This window comes from Gordonia liuliyuniae (genome assembly GCF_021738805.1).
GTDB classification, from domain to species: Bacteria; Actinomycetota; Actinomycetes; order Mycobacteriales; family Mycobacteriaceae; genus Gordonia; species Gordonia liuliyuniae.
Genome location: NZ_JAKKOR010000002.1, coordinates 54,340 through 72,279, shown reverse-complemented (window position 1 = coordinate 72,279; position 17,940 = coordinate 54,340). Strand labels below are relative to the sequence as shown.

Sequence of the window (17,940 nt, the reverse complement as noted above, 5' to 3'; positions counted from 1 at the left end):
CCTCAGCGCCTTCGACTCAGGTCTACCGTGCGGCTCAGCCTGCGTCAAATCATCTTGAGTCTCATTCACTCAGGTTTCTCGATCTGTTCAACCGGGTTCCCGCCGGATTCATTCCACCTAGTTGAGCCAATACCGCTCAATTGCGGGAGACGCTGGTCACAGATCGACGACTTCCCACGCATCCGCGGGCTCGAGCGACATCCGCGGCCTCCCTGAACACTGCGAATGTCAACGAACACAGCGGATGCGTCAGCTGCGTATACCGTCAACCCATGAGCAACATCAGCTACGAGGTGCGCGACCAGGTGGCGCACGTCCGGCTCGACCGCCCCGACAAGCACAACGGCCTCACCCTCGACATGCTCGACGACCTCGCGGCCACTGCCGACCGCGTCAGTAAGGACCGCAGTGTGCGCGCCGTCGTCCTCGCAGGCGAAGGAGAGTCGTTCTCGTCCGGCCTCGACTTCGCGTCCGCGGGCAAGGAACGCACCCGGATCATGCGGAACCTGATCCCGAAACGATCGTCCGCGGCGAACAGCTTCCAGAACGCCGGATGGGCCTGGCGAAGCGTCCCGGTCCCGGTGATCGCCGTCCTGCATGGCCACTGTTACGGCGGTGGACTCCAGATCGCGCTCGGTGCCGACTTCCGGTTCGCCGCGACGACGACCGATCTGTCGATCATGGAAGCCAAGTGGGGTCTCATCCCCGACATGTCACTGTCGGCGAGCATTGCCCAACTGACGAGCATCGACGTCGCCAAGCGACTGACGATGACCGGCGAGACATTCGACGCGCAGCAGGCGCTCGGATGGGGACTGGTCAGCGGTGTGTCCGACGACCCGCACCGCGACGCCGACGCACTGATCGACCGGATCAAGCAGCGTTCTCCCGATGCTGTGGCCGCGTCGAAGTCGCTGTTCGAGAACACCTGGTACAACGGCTCACGCCTCTCGTTCCCCATCGAGCAGGCCCTGCAGATCCGGCTCCTGCGCGGCCGCAACGCCGCCATCGCCCGGACGGCGGGACTCGCGAAGCAGAAGCCGCAGTTCGTCGAACGACAGCTGTAGGCATGGCCGCGAGCTGGCGCGAGATCGAAGACCGGGACCCGGCCGGCCCTCTGTGGCGTGCAGCTCAGATCTTCCGACTGCTCTCGTTCGTCTACGCACTCGGCTTCCAGATCGTCATCAATGGCGACCTCGCCCATCCTCGAATCACTTGGATCCTGTTCGCAGTCCTGACCGCGGCAAACATTTGGTGGGCTATCGGCTACCTCGTCGGGTTCGGGCGACGACCCTGGTTCGTCGCCGTCGAAGTGGTCGTCTCCGCGGGCATGATGCTGTCCACATCGCTCGTCACCGACGACTCCTGGATCTCGCACAATCAGACGTGGCCGACGACATTGTGGATGACGAACGCCGCGCTGTCGGCGGCGATCGTCGGCGGTCCGCTGTGGGGTGCGGTCGCCGGGCTCGCCGTTGCGGGCGCCAACTATTACGTCAAAGGCCACATCGACGTGAACTTCGGACGCAACGCGACGACCATCCTGCTCGTCTCCGCGGCCGCGGCTGTCGGGATGGCCGCGGCCCGCGCCCGGACCGTCCACGAGGAACTGACCGAAGCGATCGGCCTGGCGGCGCGGTCGGCCGAACGCGAACGGCTCTCCCGCGAAGTGCACGACGGCGTACTCCAAGTACTCGCGCTCATCGCCAAGCGAGGTCGCGAGATCGGCGGGGAGACAGCCGAACTCGCTGAACTGTCCGCCGAACAGGAGCGTAGGCTCCGAGCGCTCATCGCCGACACCGCAGAACCGTCGCCCGCCTTGACCCCGACGTCACGAGACCTCGCCGCGGCGCTCCGATCTGCCGCCGCGCCCCGCGCCAACGTGAGCGCCCCCGCTCACCCGGTGACCGTCGACGCCGAAATCGCGAACGACCTGCTCGCCGCCGTCGACAACATCCTCGACAACGTCGCCCACCACGCCGGACCTGACGCACAGGCGTACATCCTCCTGGAAGACCTCGGCGACACCGTCGTCGTCTCGGTGCGCGACGACGGAATCGGCATCGCAGACGGGCGTCTCGCCGCCGCCGAAGCCGAAGGCCGCATGGGCATCTCCGCGTCGATCATCGGACGCGTCGAGAACATCGGCGGCACCGCGCGCCTGGAGTCCGCGCCCGGCGCCGGGACAGAATGGGAACTGTCCGCACCCCGCACGAAGGGCACGCCGTGAGTGAACTGAGAGTCATGGTCGTCGACGACCACCCGATGTGGCGCGACGGCGTCGCGCGCGACCTCACCGCCATCGGGTTCGACGTCGTCGCCACCGCTGACAGCGTCGCATCGGCGACCGCCCGCGCGGGCGCCGTCCGACCCGACGTGGTCCTGATGGACATGAACCTGCCCGACGGCACCGGCGCGCAGGCGACCGCGGGCGTCCTCGCCGCACACCCCGGAACGCGCGTGCTGATTCTGTCGGCGTCGGACGAACGCGACGACGTGCTCGACGCCATCAAAGCCGGCGCCACCGGCTATCTCGTGAAGAGCGCCCAGCAGTCCGAGCTGGTCGCGGCCGTCCGGGCGACCGGCGACGGGCAGACCGTGTTCACGCCGGGCCTCGCCGGACTCGTCCTCGGCGAGTACCGCCGCATGTCGCAAGGACCGGAGAACGACGCGCCCGTCCTCACCGGACGCGAGACCGAAGTGCTGCGGTACGTCGCGAAAGGCATGTCGTCCCGCCAGATCGCGACGCGCCTCGAGATCAGCCCGCGCACCGTCGAGAACCATGTCGGATCGTCACTGCGGAAACTCCAGCTCGGCAACCGCGTCGAATTGGCGCGGTACGCGATCGAGCACGGGTTGGACGCCGAGTGAGGTCGAATCTGACGTTCCTCACGTGAGTACCCGCAGAGAAGTCCTCATGCGCACTAGGTAGTTCCACGCATGTCTTCACCTTCGGCCAGGTCAAGAGTGGAAACCATGAACGAGACACCGCAGCACCAACCACCCGCGGGCTCCAACCCGACGCCCGTCAACCGACTCACCGCCCCGCTCCCGCCGACCTACCCCGCTTCTGGTCAGCCGTTCGTGCAGTACCAGTCCAACGGCTACGCGCCGTTCCCCGCTCCCGGGCCCCGCGCCTCGTCTCCGACGTTCAGCCAGCGCGTCGCCAAAGCCGCCGAGAGCGGACTCATCGGCAAGATCCTCGCCGGAGTCGGTGTCGCCATCACCCTCTCCGGCATCGTCATGCTCCTGGTCCTGGCCGCACAAGCCGGTTTGCTGCGCCCGGAAATCCGAGTCGCCGGCGGCGCTGTCCTCACCGGGCTCCTCGCCGGTCTCGGCGTCTGGATCGGCCGAACGCCCGCCCGCCGAGCGGGCGCCGTCGCACTCGTCGCCACCGGCATCGCAGGCCTCCTGTTCGACGTCATGGCGATGAGCACCATCTACCACTGGTTGCCCGACGTCGCAGCCCTCGCAGTCGCGGGCCTCGTCGCAGGCGTCGGACTCGGCATCTCGCACCGCTGGCACAGCCAGGCGTTGACGTTGATGGTCTCGATTCCGATGCTGGTCCTCGCCCCCGTCGTCACCGACGGCGTCGATGAGATCCTCGTCGGATTCATGCTCGTCTACGCGGCGGCGACCGTTTGGATCCAGGTGGGACGAGACTGGCCCGCCGTCTTCATCGTCAACACAGCCGCAGTCATGGTCCCGACCCTCGTCCTCACACAGACCTCCGACCAGTCGTGGCCGACGGCCTGCCTCGCGTTCGCCGGAGTCGTCATCGCCGTCGGCGCGTCGATCCTGTTGATCCGCAGCGCGAAGAACTCCGAGATCGTCGCCGTGACGTCGGCACTCGCAGCAGCCCCGCTGATGTTCGCCGTCTACCCGCTCGGGACCGCGGCGACGGCCGTCCTCGCCGCGGGCGCCGTGCTCTACCTCGTCGCGGCGTTCTCCACGACCCGCCTCGTCGGCCGCGAGACGCGGATCGTGTGGCTCGTCGCCGCGAATCTGCACCTGCTGGTCGCGACCGGTTACGTCCTCGACGCCGACTACCGCCCGTCCGTCCTCATGATCGTCGGCCTCCTGCTCGCCGTCGCCGCCCCGTTCGCAGGCGATCTCGCCCTAACCATTCGGATCCTCGACACCGTCTTCACCGGCCTCGGCATTCTCGTCCTCACCGGTGACGGCGCGCTGCGCCAATTGGTCGCCGCTGATCCGCTCACCAGCGACGGCACGCACGCCTCGCTGCTGGTCGGCGGACTGATGGGTCTGGTAGCCACCGCGCTGATCACCTGGTCGTGGGTCGACGCCTACCCGGGAGCAGCCCATCGAGTCACCGTCACCGGCGCCATGATCGGCCTTTGGATGGCCACCACCGTCACACTCAGCGCCGCGCACCTGCTCTCAACCGACGCCGACGCGGCCTTCCGCGGCGGGCACGCCGCCGCCACCATTACGTGGGGCACGGCGGCCGCAGCCGCGCTGCTGTGGGCGCGCCGGCTCCACGGCACCGACCGCGCAGTGGTCCTCACCGCAGGCCTGGCCGTCATGGCCGCCGCGATCGCAAAACTGTTCGTCTTCGACCTCGCCGCCCTCGACGGAGTCTTCCGCGTCATCGCGTTCATCGGCGTCGGCCTCATCCTTCTGGCGCTCGGCGTCTCGTACGCGCAAAAGCTCAGCGGGAGCGACACCGCCGACGCGGCGCCCGTCGCCTGACAGTACCGACGCAGCGGGCCGGATCCATCAGGACCCGGCCCGCTTCGTCATGTGGAGCTACCAGTCGGCTTCGTCGTAGACAATCATGCCGCGGATGTTGCGGCCGGCGAGCATGTCGTCGTACGCCGTGTTGATGTCCTCGAGGCGGTACGTCGTAGTCACCAGATCCGTCAGATTCAAGACACCCGATCGGTACTCGTTGAGCAGTTTCGGGATCTGCGTGCGCGGGCCCGCGCCGCCGAAGATCGCACCCTGCACCCGTTTCTGCAGCAGGGTCAGTTCGAAGAGGCTCATCGGGACCTGCGAGACCATCTCACCCATTCCGACGACCAACACCTGTCCGCCCTTACCCGCCAGAGCGAGCGCGGGTGCGACGAACTCGCCCGTCATCTCACCGACCGTGAGGATCACGCTGTTGGCCAGCCTCCCCCACGTCATCTCGCCGACCGGCCCGAGCGCGTCCTCCATGCTTTCGAAAGTGTGTGTGGCCCCGAGCTTCTCGGCCATGTCACGCTTGAACTTGACCGGGTCGACCGCGACGACGAACCGAGCGCCCGCGGCTTTCGCGCCCTGCACCGCGTTGATGCCGACACCGCCGACGCCGACCACCACGACAGTGTCGCCGACCTTCGTGCCGCCAATCTCCGACGCAGACCCCCAGCCCGTCGCGATGCCGCAGCCCAGGAGCGCGGCCTCCTTCAACGGGATGTCTCCCTCGATCTTCACCAGCGACGCTTCGTGCACGGTGATGTGCGGGGAGAACGTGCCGAGCAGACACATCTGCGCCAGACCCGTATCCCCCTGCGTCACGCGATGCGACTTGTCCGCGATCGACAGACCCGACAACAGTCCGGCGCCCTCGTCGCACAAGTTCTGTGCGCCTCGCGAACACGGCTCGCAGACACCGCACGCCGGGATGAACGCGGTCACCACATGGTCGCCCTCCGCGAACCGGGTGACGCCCGGGCCGACCTTGGTGACCACGCCGGACCCCTCGTGTCCGCCGACGACGGGGAACGGGACCGGCGACTGGCCGGTCCGCAGGTGGTGGTCGGAGTGGCACAACCCCGACGCCACCAGACGGACCTGGACTTCGCCTGCGACAGGGTCGCCGAGCTCAACCTCTTCGATCTGCCATTCTTCTCCGACGCCGTGCAGGACCGCGGCTTTCGTCTTCATCAACGACTCACTCTCGTTCTAGTTCTCGACTACCCGGTTCGTGTCGCGCGGCGAGGTGACGGGCACTGTGACCGCAGTCTCATCCTGCACGGGCGTGCACCCCGGCGGGCGAATTCGTCGGAATCGGTCACCACCTGCGCTATCACCTGAACGGAGGGTTCAACCGGCACCGGCGAAATGGAAAAATGCACGTCCCGCCACGTAGCATCCCCGCTGTGACGAAAGCCGGATCGATCAGCGGACCCCAGTCGCACCCGACACCGAACGAGGATGCGGCCGCCGGAACGAACTCGGGATACCGCCTCGACCTCGACGGTCTGCGAGGCATCGCGATCTTCCTCGTCGCGATATTTCATGTCTGGTTCGGCCGGGTGTCCGGCGGCGTCGACGTCTTCCTCACCCTCTCCGGCTACTTCTTCGTAGCGTCACTGCTCAAGCACGTCATCAGGACGAATCCGTCCGACCAGAGCTGGTCGGTGGCGATCAACCCGTGGCCGCGACTGTCGAGAATGCTCCGCCGCCTCGTTCCGGCACTGTTCCTACTCCTCGCCGCGGTCGCCGCCCTGACCTGGTGGCTGATGCCGTCGACGCGGTGGGCGCCACTCGGCAAAGAGCTCGTCGCCTCGGCCTTCTACTACCAGAACTATCACCTGGCGTTCGCCTCCCAGGACTACGGCGCAGCCGACTCCGCAGTCAGCCCGCTCCAGCACCTGTGGTCGATGGCGATGCAGGGCCAGTTCTTCTTCATCACGATCGTCTGTGCGCTCGCCCTCGGCGGCCTGTTGAAACTCGGCGCCCGATTCTGGCCGGTGTTAGGCCGTCCCAAGGTGATCACCGGCGTCGTCGGAGGCAGCCTCGCATTCGTCGCGCTGGCGTCCTTCGCGTGGGCCAACTATCGGCACGGAATCAACCAGCCGTTCAACTATTACGACACGATCGCCCGCGTGTGGGAGCCGATCACCGGCGGCCTGCTCGCCATCTGGATGCCGCGGATCAAGCTGGCCGACTGGCTGCGAACGGTGCTCACCGCGGCCGCCGTCGTCCTCATCGCATCGTCGGGAATCTGGATCACTGGCGTCGAGCAGTACCCGGCGTACATGGCGCTCGTACCCGCAGGCTCCACGCTGCTGCTGATTTGGCTCGGCTCGTCGGCGACCGCGCCCCGCCGAATCCCGGGCAACGACCTGTCGCCCGGCGGCCGCGTCCTCGCCCACCCGTGGATCGTCTGGCTCGGCTCCATCGCCTACGCCCTCTACCTGTGGCACTGGCCGCTTCTGATCTTTTACATGACGTGGCGTTTCAAGGACGACGTCTCGTTCATCGAAGGCACCGCGATTCTCATCGCGTCGGTGATCATCGCATGGGTCACGACCAAGTTCGTCGAAGCGCCGTTGCGCGCAGGCCGCGGCGACGGCTTCTCCACGCAGTACCGCAAGATCATGGCCGTCGGACTGGTCGTCGCCACCCTGTTCGCACTCGGCAGCGCCGGATACTGGCAGTACCGCGCCGACCACCGGCACGTCGACACCACGAACCTCAACCCGCGCGACTACCCGGGTGCACGTGCGTTCCTCAGCGACTTCCCGGCACCCGCCATCGAGGCGGTCCCGTCACCGGAGGCCGCCGAGGGCGATTGGCCGATCAACCACCGCCCCCACTTCTCCAACTTCGGCGACCCGTCCATCAAGGTCGGCGTCTACGGCGATCCGAAGGCCACACGGACGATCGCCGTCGTCGGCGGATCGCATTCCGAGCATTGGATGACGGCTCTCGACGTGATCGGCAAGAAGCGTGGATTCCGCGTCACCACCTATATGAAGGCCGGGTGCGCGATGAGCACCGAAGCCGCCGTCGAGTTCAACGGCCGACTGCTCACCGAATGCAACGACTGGTCGCAGCGGGTCGCCGATCGACTGGACGAGGACAAGCCGGACGTCGTGTTCACGACCGCCTCGCGACCCGCCGACGACGGCCCCGGCGACGTGACGCCGAAGGGTTACCTCGACTACTTCAGCTTGTTCCGCGATCGCGGCCAGCAGGTGATCGCCGTCCGCGACACCCCGTGGACGCACGGTCCGATGGTCCCCCGCGATTGCATCGCGGCAGGTGAGAGTCCGGACGTCTGCGGCGTCTCGCGCGAACGCGCACTCTCGGACGTCAGCCCGATCGATGCGATCGCCGACGACTTCCCGAACATCACGTTCCTCGACTACAGCGAAGCCTTCTGCCGGGACGGCTACTGCCCGGCAGTGGTGGGCAACATACTCGTCTGGCACGACACCCACCATCTGACGACTGCCTTCGTCCGCAGCCTGATCCCGTACCTGGACGCCGACATCGGAGAGGCGACCCAGTGGTGGCCACTCCAGCCGCCCATGTTCCGGTAGGCGGCTCCAGCGGCGGACAGGTGAGCACTCAGGAGGGCATTTTCAAACGGCACCGCACCGAGGCTGTCGGCGACATCTCGTCCGCCGCGACGAGCACCACGTCGTAGCGGCCCGCCGCCCGGCAGTCGAGGAGCGCCCTGACCGGCGACGCCGACCGCAGGACGTACGGCCCGAGCGCGTCACTGCGAGCCTGGTCGAACTCGAACGTGGCAGGTTCCGGCGACGTCCCGCCGGCCAACACGATCGACGCCGACGTGCCGTCTCTCTCGGCGACAGTGATCAGCACTCCCCCGTCGTCGTCCAAGAGAGACGCGCCGACAGCGAGCGCGGAAACGACGCCTGCCGCACCGCCGTCGACGTCGAAGGTGCGCAGACAGCCCGTCGCACCGATCCCGTCACGGACAGCCTCGGACACCGACCCGACGCCGCGCCGATCAGCATGGACTGCGCCGACATGGATCACGGCGGCGATCGCCGAGACCGGGAAGCGGGCGTCGTGCAACGCTGCGTACGCCTCGCGTACCGGGACCACCGAGTGCGCGGCGACGCCTGCGGTCACCGCGAGACCGGCCACGTCCAATCCGGGTGTTCCGGTCGTCACCATGCGATCACGCTATTCCGGCTGCGCCGGACGCCTATTCGCTTGAATGACTTCGCACTGGACGTCAGTGCGCACGCAGTGAATCGACGACGGCGCGGGGCCGCGAACCGAGGGATTCACGCAGCTGGTTGCGGAGCACGCTGAGAATCGAGCAGTGACCGCAGGGGGCGATCACGCCCGTCGCGTCCAGCCCGTACGCGTCGCACAGCATCACGGCACGGCCCACGTGAAAGTTCTGGGTGACGATCAACGCTGATCGAATCCCGAACCGGTCGGCGGCACGCTCACAGGTGGCTGCCGTGTTGATCCCGAGACCGTCGTCGACGATCGCTGTCGGCGGAACGCCTGCGCTCTCCAGATACGCACGCATCACCCGGACTTCGTTGCCTGCGTCGTCGGCATCGTTGCCCGACACGAGAATCCGGTCGGCGCGCTGCTCGCGGTACAGGTAGACGGCGACGTCGAGGCGGGCACGAACGTAGTCGCCCGGCTGTCCGTCCTCGACTTTCGAGCCGAGGACGATCACCGTGTGCGGTGCGCCGTCGGGAACCTCGTCGGAGCCGACCACCCGGCCGCGTGAAGCAACAGCCACCCACGCTGACGTGACCGCGACCAGAACTTCCACGACGACGACCGCCAGCAACACGAGGAGTCCGAGGCGTCGTCGACTGAGCACCCGTTCACGGTAGTGGGCGCCACTGCGGGCCACTCAATCGTGCGGGACCGGCTGCCCGAATCAGACTTTGTGCGCCGTGTCACAATTGGGGCCGATCGTGCGTGGTGGGCGCACGCGTGAGGGAGGGAGATCCGACATGCAGTACATGCCGGTCACCGATTCGATGTTCTTGATCGCGGAGACCCGCGATCAGCCGATGCACGTCGGTGGACTGCAGTTATTCGTCCCGCGCGCGGGACAGACCCCCGACGATCTCGCTGAGGAGATGGCGGAGAAGTTCCACGTCCCGAGCGGCGACGTCTCGTCGATGTTCTTGAAACGCCCGGCGACTCCCGCCCAGATCGCCGGCTACACGGCGTGGTCGTACGACGATGACATCGACATGGACTACCACGTGCGCCGCGCCATCCTGCCTCGGCCGGGCGCGATCCGCGACCTGCTGCAGTACGTGTCCCTCAACCACGGGGGCCTCCTCGATAGGCGCCGCCCGATGTGGGAGTCGCACATCATCGAAGGCTTGGCCGACGGTCGGATCGCGGTGTACACGAAGATCCACCATTCGGTGGTGGACGGCGTGACCTCGCTGCGGCTGCTGCAGCGGTGTCTGTCGACGGACCCCGACGACCGGTCGGGCACCGCGGTCTGGGACGAACGGCCGAAGCGCCGGCGCCGTGCGGAGAAGGACGCGCAGAAGCATACCGAGAAGGCCGAGCCCAAAGCGAAAGGCCTGCTGTCGTCCATCACGGGCGCCGTCGCGCAGGTAGTCGACGTCGCCGACCAGGTGGTCGGGCTGGCGCCCGCCGCGGCGAAGATCGCCGTCGCCGGTGTCACCGACAAGGATTACGTCGCGCCGCTGAAGCAGGCCCCGAGCACCATCCTCAACGTGTCAATCGGATCGGCGCGACGCTTCGCTGCGCAAGACTGGCCGATCGAACGACTCCGTGCCGTCGGAAAAGCCCAGGGCATGACGTTGAACGACGTGATGGTCGCGATGTGCTCCGGCGCTCTGCGCACGTATCTGGCCGACCAGGACGCGCTGCCCGACGAGTCGCTCATCGCCGTGCAACCGGTGTCCTTGCACAGCGACGGTGATTCGGACGGCAACTCGATCACCGCGATCGCCGTGCGGATGGCGACCGATCTCGACGACCCCGCCGAACGAGCCGCCGCGATCAAGGCGTCGACCGACAGCGCGAAGGCCGCAGTTCGCGGCCTCCGTCCCCTGCAGGCTCTGGCGCTCGGCGCGGCGATCGTCTGGCCGCTCGCATTCACCACGATTCCTGGGTTCGTCCAGTACACGCCGTCCGGTTTCAACCTGATGATCTCGAGCGTCCCCGGCCCCGAAGAGCAGTTGTACTGGAACGGCGCCCGGCTCGACGGCTGCTACCCGGTGTCGATTCCCCTCGAGGGGATGGCGTTGAACATCACGATCGCCACGATCTCCGGCAAAGCCAACTTCGGTGTCACCGGCGCGCGCGCCGAACTCCCCAGTCTTCAGCGCATCCTCGACCATCTGGAGACGACCCTCGCTGAGTTGGAGGCCCTGCCGCCGAAGGCATAGTCGCGACCCCTGCATGACGAACGGAGTCGGACCCGTCGAGGGTCCGACTCGGTTCATCTCAGCCGAGGATCACGCTGCGGCCGATGCGGCATCTTCTTCGGTAGCTGGGGTCTCGGGAGCTGGGGTCTCGTCGGCTGGGGCCTCGTCGGCTGAGGTCTCGTCGGCTGAGGTCTCGTCGGTTGAGGTCTCAGCCTCGGGGGTCTCGTCGGCTGGGGTCTCTTGGGCTGGGGCCTCTTCAACGACTGTCTCGTCCTCTGACGGAGCCGTCTCTGTCTCGGTGGGGGTTGTCTCGGTGGGAGCATCGACAGTTCCGTCCGACTCGGCCGGAGTATTCACCGTGACTTCTTCGGTGCCGACCGCGGCGCCGGGGGCCGCGGCGTCTGCAGCCTCCGTCGGAGCACTCTTCGCTGCGACAACCGTGGACTTCGCGGTGGTCACCGTGCCCTTCGCGCCGAACAGGTCCGTCTCGATCTTCGGTCCGTCGTCGGACATCACGATGCGGATGAGGTCATCGGTGAACTTCGGGATGATGTTCCCACCCAGGAGTTCCATGATCTCTTTCGAGATCGGCAGCTCGATGCCCAGCGACTCCTGGACTGCGCTGAAGTCCGCGAGCACCTTCAGCGGGTCGCCGAGAGCCAGCGAGAGAGGGTTCTTGATGGCGTAGACGACTGGACCGTCGCCCTCCTGTGACTTCTGGAAGATGAATAGCACGCTGGTGCACGACGAGAGGTTGGCGCCGGTCGTCGGGTCCGTCACGGTCGCCGAGCCGTAGACCGCGGTACAGATCGACTGGGCCTCGTTCAAGTCGCCGTTGCCCGATGCTGCCGCGACACCGCCGAGTGCGATAGCGGTGGCGTCGTTCCCGAGGCCGACGGCCAGCGCGATGCCACCGGGCAACGCCTTCGCGTTCGCCTGGGCGTCACCGATTCCGGCCGCCAGCGCGAACCCGCCGAGATTCGCATGGGCCAGGCCGGTGGCGCCCAGACCGCCGATGCCGATCGCGCCGCTCAGAACGTAGTCGGCGATCGCCGTTCCGGTACCGCCCACGCCCATGGCCGACGCGAAGCCGCTACCAGAGATCGTCGCGCTGCCCGGGAACAACAGGCTCGGGTCCCATTGTGAGCCGAGATCGAGGGGCAGCGCGATGGCCTTGTTCAGATCGCCCAGCTTTATGCCGAGGTCGGGTGCGAGGAGGCCGAGGATGGCGTCGGCGCCCTGGGCGATCACGGACGGAGTTGCGGTGGAGCAGTCGACGGACCACTTGAGGACGGCGTCGCTGGTCCGCCCCTCGCCTGGGTCGCACGAGTAGGTGGGCAGAGCGGTCGTCTCGGCTGCGGATGCCGGGGCCGCCATGCCGCCTGCGATCAGGGTCGCCGAGGCGAATGTCGCCTGGAGTCCCTTATGGAGTGTCGACTTCTTCACGTCAACTCCTTCTTCTATGTGGTTCCTGTCCGGAACACGGAGATCGCGAGAAATGACCACGACCGGCTCCGACGCTAAGCCGAGGAGCTACTCGCGAGTAGGAAGTCGCTCAATCGGAGTGTTCTACGGCACACTTTCGCCGGGGAATGCGATAGATCATGCCAATGCAGGATGTGACGTTCAGCTCGGACCGCCTGTGATCATCGTTCAGCACGGATCGGGACACGAGGGTCAACGGCACCACGAAACAACAGAACGGAGCCGGGCCCGACGGGACCCGACTCCGTTCTGCGTCAGCCGACCGTCACGCAGCAGTCGGAGCGACTCCTTCATCCGCCGCAGCCTGCTCGTCGGCGGACGGAGCGGGTTCCGCCTCAGTTTCCGCCGGAGCCGCCTCCGCCTCAGTCTCCTCCGGAGCCGCCTCCGCCTCGGCTTCGGCCGCAGGAGTCTCGGTCTCGGTTTCCTCCGGAGCCGTCTCGGCCTCAGCCTCGGCGACAGGGGCCTCTGCGGCGGGACCCTCTACCTCGATCGCGTCCTCCGACTCGGCCGGAGCGCCTGCCGTCACGTCGCCCGCGGTGACCGCGTCGGCAGCGACTGCGTCATCGTCCGAAGCCTGGGGCGACGTGTGCTTCGCCGCGAGAGCAGTCGGCGTCGCAGTGGTCGCCGCGTCCTTCGAGCCGAACAGGTCCGTCTCGATCTTCGGTCCGTCGTCGGACATCACGATGCGGATGAGGTCGTCGGTGAACGTCGGCACGAAGCCGACGCCGAGGAGATCGGTGACCGCCTTCGGGAACGGCAGTTCCAACCCCAGTTGCTCGGCCATGCCGATCACCGGCAACAGTTCAGCGAGCGGTGACGTAAGCGTGAGGGCGAACGGGTTCTTGACGGCGTACACCACCGGACCGTCGCCCTGCTGTGACTGTTGGAAGATGAAAAGGACACTGGTGCAGGATGAGAGATTGTCGCCGCCGTCGCTGACCGACGCGGTCCCGTACAGCGCAGTGCACACGGTGCTCGCTGACGACTGCCCAGCGAGGAGCGGAGATGTACCGGCCGCCGACGCGAACCCACCGAGCGCGGTCGCAGCCGTGTCGTATCCGAATCCGACTGACGTGGCGATCCCGAGAGGCAGCGCGTGTGCACTCGATGTCGTGCTTCCCCCGCCAGCGGCGAATGAGACGCCTCCGAACGTGGACTCAGCATCCCCGACCCCATCCAGCGAGCCGATCGCGATGGCGCCGCTCACCACCCCGTCCGCCTTCGCATGAGCGGTGCCGGTCGCACCGACCGCCGTCGTGAACCCGTCGCCTGAAATCGTCGCATCGCCCGTGAGAATGCCGAGCACCCCGATTGCGAACGCCTTGTTGAGATCGCTCAGCTTGAGGCCGAGGTCGGGCGCCACCAGCGCGATGAGCGCATCCGCGCCTTGCGCGATGAGCGAAGCGCTGGCTGCCGTGCAGTCGACAGAACCCCCGAGGACCGGGTTGTCGATCGGGCCTTCGCCCGGCGAACAGATGGGCACCTCGAGCGAGGGCTCAGCGGCCGTCGCCGGCGCAGGCGCCAGACTTCCAGCCGCGACGGCCGCAGCGGCGGCCGCCGCCATCATTCCGCGGCGGATTGCCGACTTCTTCATGCCAACTCCTTCTATCGGTTCCCGAGTGGGGAACGGCCGTCTCGACCTGCCCGATCGCGACGTACTGGACAGTAAGTTGACTCGTGGGTAGCCACTCGGTTTTCGTCAGGACATCCGCATTCACGGCACGCATGCGCCTCGCCAAGGCGAGAACTGTGCCACCGTCGCCGCGGCCGCCTCTCACACCCGTGCGCCCTTGTCCGACGTCACACGAACTCCACGGTGTGTGAACTTGGCCCACACCCTACTGGCGAGTAACATTGGGTTTGGAAACCTGGAAGCCGTTGCAACCTGCGAAGTTAGGTAATCCTTGGCGGCGCACGACGGGGGCGAAGCCTTACGGTTACCAGGAGAAAAACGTCGACTTCGACGCGGGCCTCGGCCGCTCACGTCGAGTCTTGGTACGACCTGAAGAAAGGCCGGTACTTCCAATGACGACGACCACGATCGTGATCGGATCGATCGCCGCGTTCATCAGCCTGGTGTGTTGGGCGCTGTTCCTGCGGGGCGTGTTCACCATGATCCGCTCCATAGCGCAAGGCCAGAAGGTCGACGCGCAGCGCTTCGCGCACCCGGGCAAGCGCCTGATGACGATGCTGAAAGAGTTCGTCGCACACACGCGGATGGTCAAATTCCGCACCGTGGGCTGGGCTCACTGGCTCGTGATGTTCGGCTTCATGATCGGTGCGATCTTCTGGTTCGAAGCCTACGGGCAGATCTTCGACCCCGAATTCCACTGGCCGGTGATCGGCGCCTGGAACATCTACATCTTCGCCGACGAGGTTCTCGGCCTGGGAACGGTGATCGGCATCTCGGTGATGATGATCATCCGCCAGCTCAATCACCCGCGTCGCCCCGGTCGCCTCTCACGCTTCTCGGGTTCACGCTTCGGCGCCGCGTACTTCGTCGAGCTCGTCGTCCTCATCGAGGGCCTCGGCATGATCTTCGTGAAGACCTTCAAGATCTCATCGGGCATCGAGGATCCGCCGATCTGGACCTCGTTCTTCACCCACTACTTCGCACAGCTGTTCGAGGGCTGGTCTGTGTACTGGGTGACCGGAGCCGCGGTCATCAAACTGATGTCCGGCATGATCTGGCTGGCCGTGGTCGGCCTCAACATCGACTGGGGTGTCGCGTGGCACCGTTTCGCCGCGTTCCCCAACATCTTCTTCAAGCGTGAGTCCGACGGCGGTGTCGCCCTCGGTGCCGCGAAGCCGATGATGAGCCAGGGCAAGGTCCTCGACATGGAGACCGCCGACCCCGACGTCGACGCTTTCGGCGCAGGAAAGGTCGAGGACTTCTCGTGGAAGGGCTGGCTGGACTTCACCACCTGCACCGAGTGCGGTCGTTGCCAGTCGCAGTGTCCGGCCTGGAACACCGGTAAGCCGCTGTCGCCGAAGCTGATGATCATGGCGCTGCGCGACCACGGCCAGGCGAAAGCCCCGTACCTGTTCGCAGGCGGCAGCAAAGACACGGGCGGCGACGAGATCGGCATCGTCGACAATGACGGCAACGTCGATCAGGCGAAGCTCGACGCGGTTCCGGCCGCGGCACTCGCCGAGGCCGACCGCAAGCTGGTCGGCGACTCGCTCGGCGGAGACCCCGCCGGCGCTGTCATCGACGCCGAAGCGCTCTGGTCGTGCACCACGTGTGGTGCGTGTGTCGAGCAGTGCCCGGTCGACATCGAGCACGTCGACCACTTCATCGACATGCGTCGCTACCAAGTCCTGATCGAATCGGACTTCCCGACCGAGCTGGCCGGCATGTTCAAAAATCTCGAGAACAAGGGCAACCCGTGGGGGCAGAACTCCTCGCAGCGGACCGCTTGGATCGACGAGATGGACATCGACATCCCGGTCTACGGCAAGGACGTCGAATCGTTCGAAGGCTACGAGTACCTCTTTTGGGTCGGCTGTGCCGGCGCGTACGAGGACCGTGCGAAGAAGACCACGAAGGCCGTAGCCGAACTGCTCGACATCGCTGCCGTCGACTTCCTGGTCCTCGGCCAGGGTGAGACCTGCACCGGCGACTCCGCTCGCCGCGCGGGCAACGAGTTCCTGTTCCAGATGCTGGCGCAGCAGAACATCGAGACATTCAACGAACTGTTCGCGACCGCACCGACCCAGCGCAAGAAGATCGTCGTGACCTGTGCGCACTGCTTCAACGCACTCGGGAACGAGTACCCGCAGGTCGGCGGCGAGTACGAGGTGGTTCACCACACGCAGCTGCTGAACCGCCTCGTCCGAGAGAAGCGGCTCGTTCCGGTCGCCCCGGTCGGCGGCCAGGCCATCACGTACCACGACCCCTGCTACCTGGGTCGGCACAACAAGGTCTACGACGCTCCGCGTGAACTGATGGACGCCGCGGGCGGTCAGCTGACCGAGATGCCGCGTCACGGCGAACGCTCGATGTGCTGTGGCGCCGGCGGTGCGCGCATGTGGATGGAAGAGCAGATCGGTAAGCGCATCAACGTCGACCGCGTCGACGAGGCGCTCGACACGCTCTCCGCGACACAGGCTCCGGCTGGCGACGGCGCCACGAAGAAGATCGCGACCGGCTGCCCGTTCTGCCGCGTCATGCTCACCGACGGTGTGACCGCACAGACCAGCGGCACGGACGACGAGGGCAAGGTCGAGGTCGTCGACGTCGCACAGATGATCCTTGAGGGCGTGCTCCGCGGACGCGAGACCGTCGAACGCGGTGGCAAGTTCCTGCGCCCGATCCAGTCCGAACCGGTGGTGGCTCCCGAGCCCGAACCGGTGGCGGCGGCGAAGGCTGAAGCACCTGCTGCCGCGGCTCCGACCGACGCCAAGCCCGCGGTGGGTCTTGCACCCAAGGGCGGCGGACTCAAGAAGCCCGGCGGTTTGAAGAAGCCGGGCGGGGCACCCAAGCCGGGCGGCGCAGCAGCACCAGCCGCTCCTCCGGCCGAGGCGACCGAAGCCGCACCGGCCAAGGGGTTGGCCATGGGCGGCGGACTCAAGAAGCCCGGCGGTTTGAAGAAGCCGGGCGGGGCACCCAAGCCGGGCGGCGCAGCAGCACCAGCCGCTCCTGCGGCCGAGACCGCGGCACCCGCCGCAACCGAGGCTTCGGAAGGCAAGGCCAAGGGATTCGGCATGGCAGGCGGGATCAAGAAGCCCGGCGCCAAAAAGCCAGGAGCCCCAGCACCGGCAGCGGCGGCCGCACCCGCGGACGACGCTCCAGCGCAGGCTCCGGAGACAGAATCTTCCGCGTCGACGACGGAGTCCGCCACCACCGCGGGCACCGAGGGCAAGGCCAAGGGATTCGGCATGGCAGGCGGCGTGAAGAAGCCCGGCGCCAAGAAGCCGGGAGCGCCCAAGCCGGCCGCAGCTGCGCCGGAGCCGGAAGCTCCTGCCGAGGCCTCGAACGAGGCGCCGGTCGAGGCACCAACCGCCACGTCGGAGGCTCCGGCAGAGCCCTCGGTGACCGACGGGACCGAGGGCAAGGCCAAGGGATTCGGCATGGCGGGCGGGATCAAGAAGCCCGGCGCCAAGAAGCCGGGAGCACCCAAGCCAGCCGCAGCTGCGCCGGAGCCGGAAACTCCTGCCGAGCCCGAGCCTGAAGCCCAAGCCGAGTCTGAAGCCCCCGAGCCTGAGGCTCCGGAACCTGAGTCGACCGAAGCATCGGCCGCTCCGGCATCGGATGACCGGACGATCACCGAGACCGGCACCGCGAAGGCGAAAGGCTTCGGCCTAGCGGCCGGGAAGAAGCGCCCCGGCGCAAAGTAGCCCGCACCGCTGACAACGT

12 protein-coding genes are annotated in these 17,940 nt (G+C 66.9%); 7 read left to right on the top strand and 5 right to left on the bottom strand.

Features of this window, described 5'->3' with window-relative positions; translation table 11 throughout:
• Positions 1-272 precede the first annotated feature (272 nt).
• The 4 genes from L5G33_RS03200 to L5G33_RS03185 all read left to right on the top strand — a co-directional run bounded on the left by L5G33_RS03200 (position 273) and on the right by L5G33_RS03185 (position 4,713).
• Positions 273-1,067 carry a crotonase/enoyl-CoA hydratase family protein gene (locus L5G33_RS03200; protein WP_236996711.1) on the top strand — a complete coding sequence of 265 codons (795 nt, stop codon included), beginning with the start codon at positions 273-275 and terminating at the stop codon, positions 1,065-1,067.
• 2 nt (positions 1,068-1,069) lie between these two features.
• Positions 1,070-2,230: a MacS family sensor histidine kinase gene (macS, locus tag L5G33_RS03195; RefSeq protein WP_236996710.1), complete on the top strand. Its 1,161-nt coding sequence runs from the start codon at positions 1,070-1,072 to the stop codon at positions 2,228-2,230.
• Positions 2,231-2,244: 14 nt separating this feature from the next.
• The gene (locus L5G33_RS03190) at positions 2,245-2,871 is read left to right on the top strand and encodes a response regulator (RefSeq protein WP_372476853.1); all 627 of its coding nucleotides are present in this window, start codon (positions 2,245-2,247) and stop codon (positions 2,869-2,871) included.
• A 105-nt stretch (positions 2,872-2,976) separates the two neighbouring features.
• Positions 2,977-4,713, top strand: a complete 1,737-nt coding sequence (locus L5G33_RS03185; RefSeq protein WP_236996708.1) for a DUF2339 domain-containing protein — start codon at positions 2,977-2,979, stop codon at positions 4,711-4,713.
• Between the two features lie 57 nt (positions 4,714-4,770).
• Here L5G33_RS03185 and L5G33_RS03180 read toward each other — a convergent pair whose 3' ends face one another.
• Entirely contained in the window at positions 4,771-5,892 is a 1,122-nt protein-coding gene (locus tag L5G33_RS03180) for an NDMA-dependent alcohol dehydrogenase (protein WP_236996707.1), read from the bottom strand.
• A 185-nt stretch (positions 5,893-6,077) separates the two neighbouring features.
• Between L5G33_RS03180 and L5G33_RS03175 the strand changes: the two genes are divergently transcribed.
• A complete protein-coding gene (locus L5G33_RS03175) occupies positions 6,078-8,279 on the top strand; it encodes an acyltransferase family protein (RefSeq protein ID WP_372476851.1) in 2,202 nt (733 codons plus the stop codon).
• Positions 8,280-8,307: 28 nt separating this feature from the next.
• Here the strand turns inward: L5G33_RS03175 and L5G33_RS03170 are convergent, their stop codons facing one another.
• Both L5G33_RS03170 and L5G33_RS03165 read right to left on the bottom strand, forming a co-directional pair.
• A complete protein-coding gene (locus L5G33_RS03170; protein ID WP_236996705.1) occupies positions 8,308-8,883 on the bottom strand; it encodes a hypothetical protein in 576 nt (191 codons plus the stop codon).
• Between the two features lie 61 nt (positions 8,884-8,944).
• Positions 8,945-9,556 (bottom strand): SanA/YdcF family protein, encoded by a 612-nt coding sequence (locus L5G33_RS03165; RefSeq protein WP_236996704.1) that lies wholly within the window; start codon positions 9,554-9,556, stop codon positions 8,945-8,947.
• Positions 9,557-9,692: 136 nt separating this feature from the next.
• Between L5G33_RS03165 and L5G33_RS03160 the strand changes: the two genes are divergently transcribed.
• On the top strand, positions 9,693-11,117 hold the full coding sequence (locus L5G33_RS03160) for a WS/DGAT/MGAT family O-acyltransferase (RefSeq protein WP_236996703.1): 1,425 nt from the start codon (positions 9,693-9,695) through the stop codon (positions 11,115-11,117).
• Positions 11,118-11,186: 69 nt separating this feature from the next.
• Here L5G33_RS03160 and L5G33_RS03155 read toward each other — a convergent pair whose 3' ends face one another.
• Together L5G33_RS03155 and L5G33_RS03150 are read right to left on the bottom strand one after the other, a co-directional pair.
• Entirely contained in the window at positions 11,187-12,542 is a 1,356-nt protein-coding gene (locus L5G33_RS03155; RefSeq protein WP_236996702.1) for a hypothetical protein, read from the bottom strand.
• Positions 12,543-12,846: 304 nt separating this feature from the next.
• A complete protein-coding gene (locus L5G33_RS03150) occupies positions 12,847-14,175 on the bottom strand; it encodes a hypothetical protein (RefSeq protein ID WP_236996701.1) in 1,329 nt (442 codons plus the stop codon).
• Positions 14,176-14,606: 431 nt separating this feature from the next.
• Between L5G33_RS03150 and L5G33_RS03145 the strand changes: the two genes are divergently transcribed.
• Positions 14,607-17,921, top strand: a complete 3,315-nt coding sequence (locus tag L5G33_RS03145) for a (Fe-S)-binding protein (RefSeq protein ID WP_236996700.1) — start codon at positions 14,607-14,609, stop codon at positions 17,919-17,921.
• The last annotated feature ends 19 nt before the right edge of the window (positions 17,922-17,940 follow it).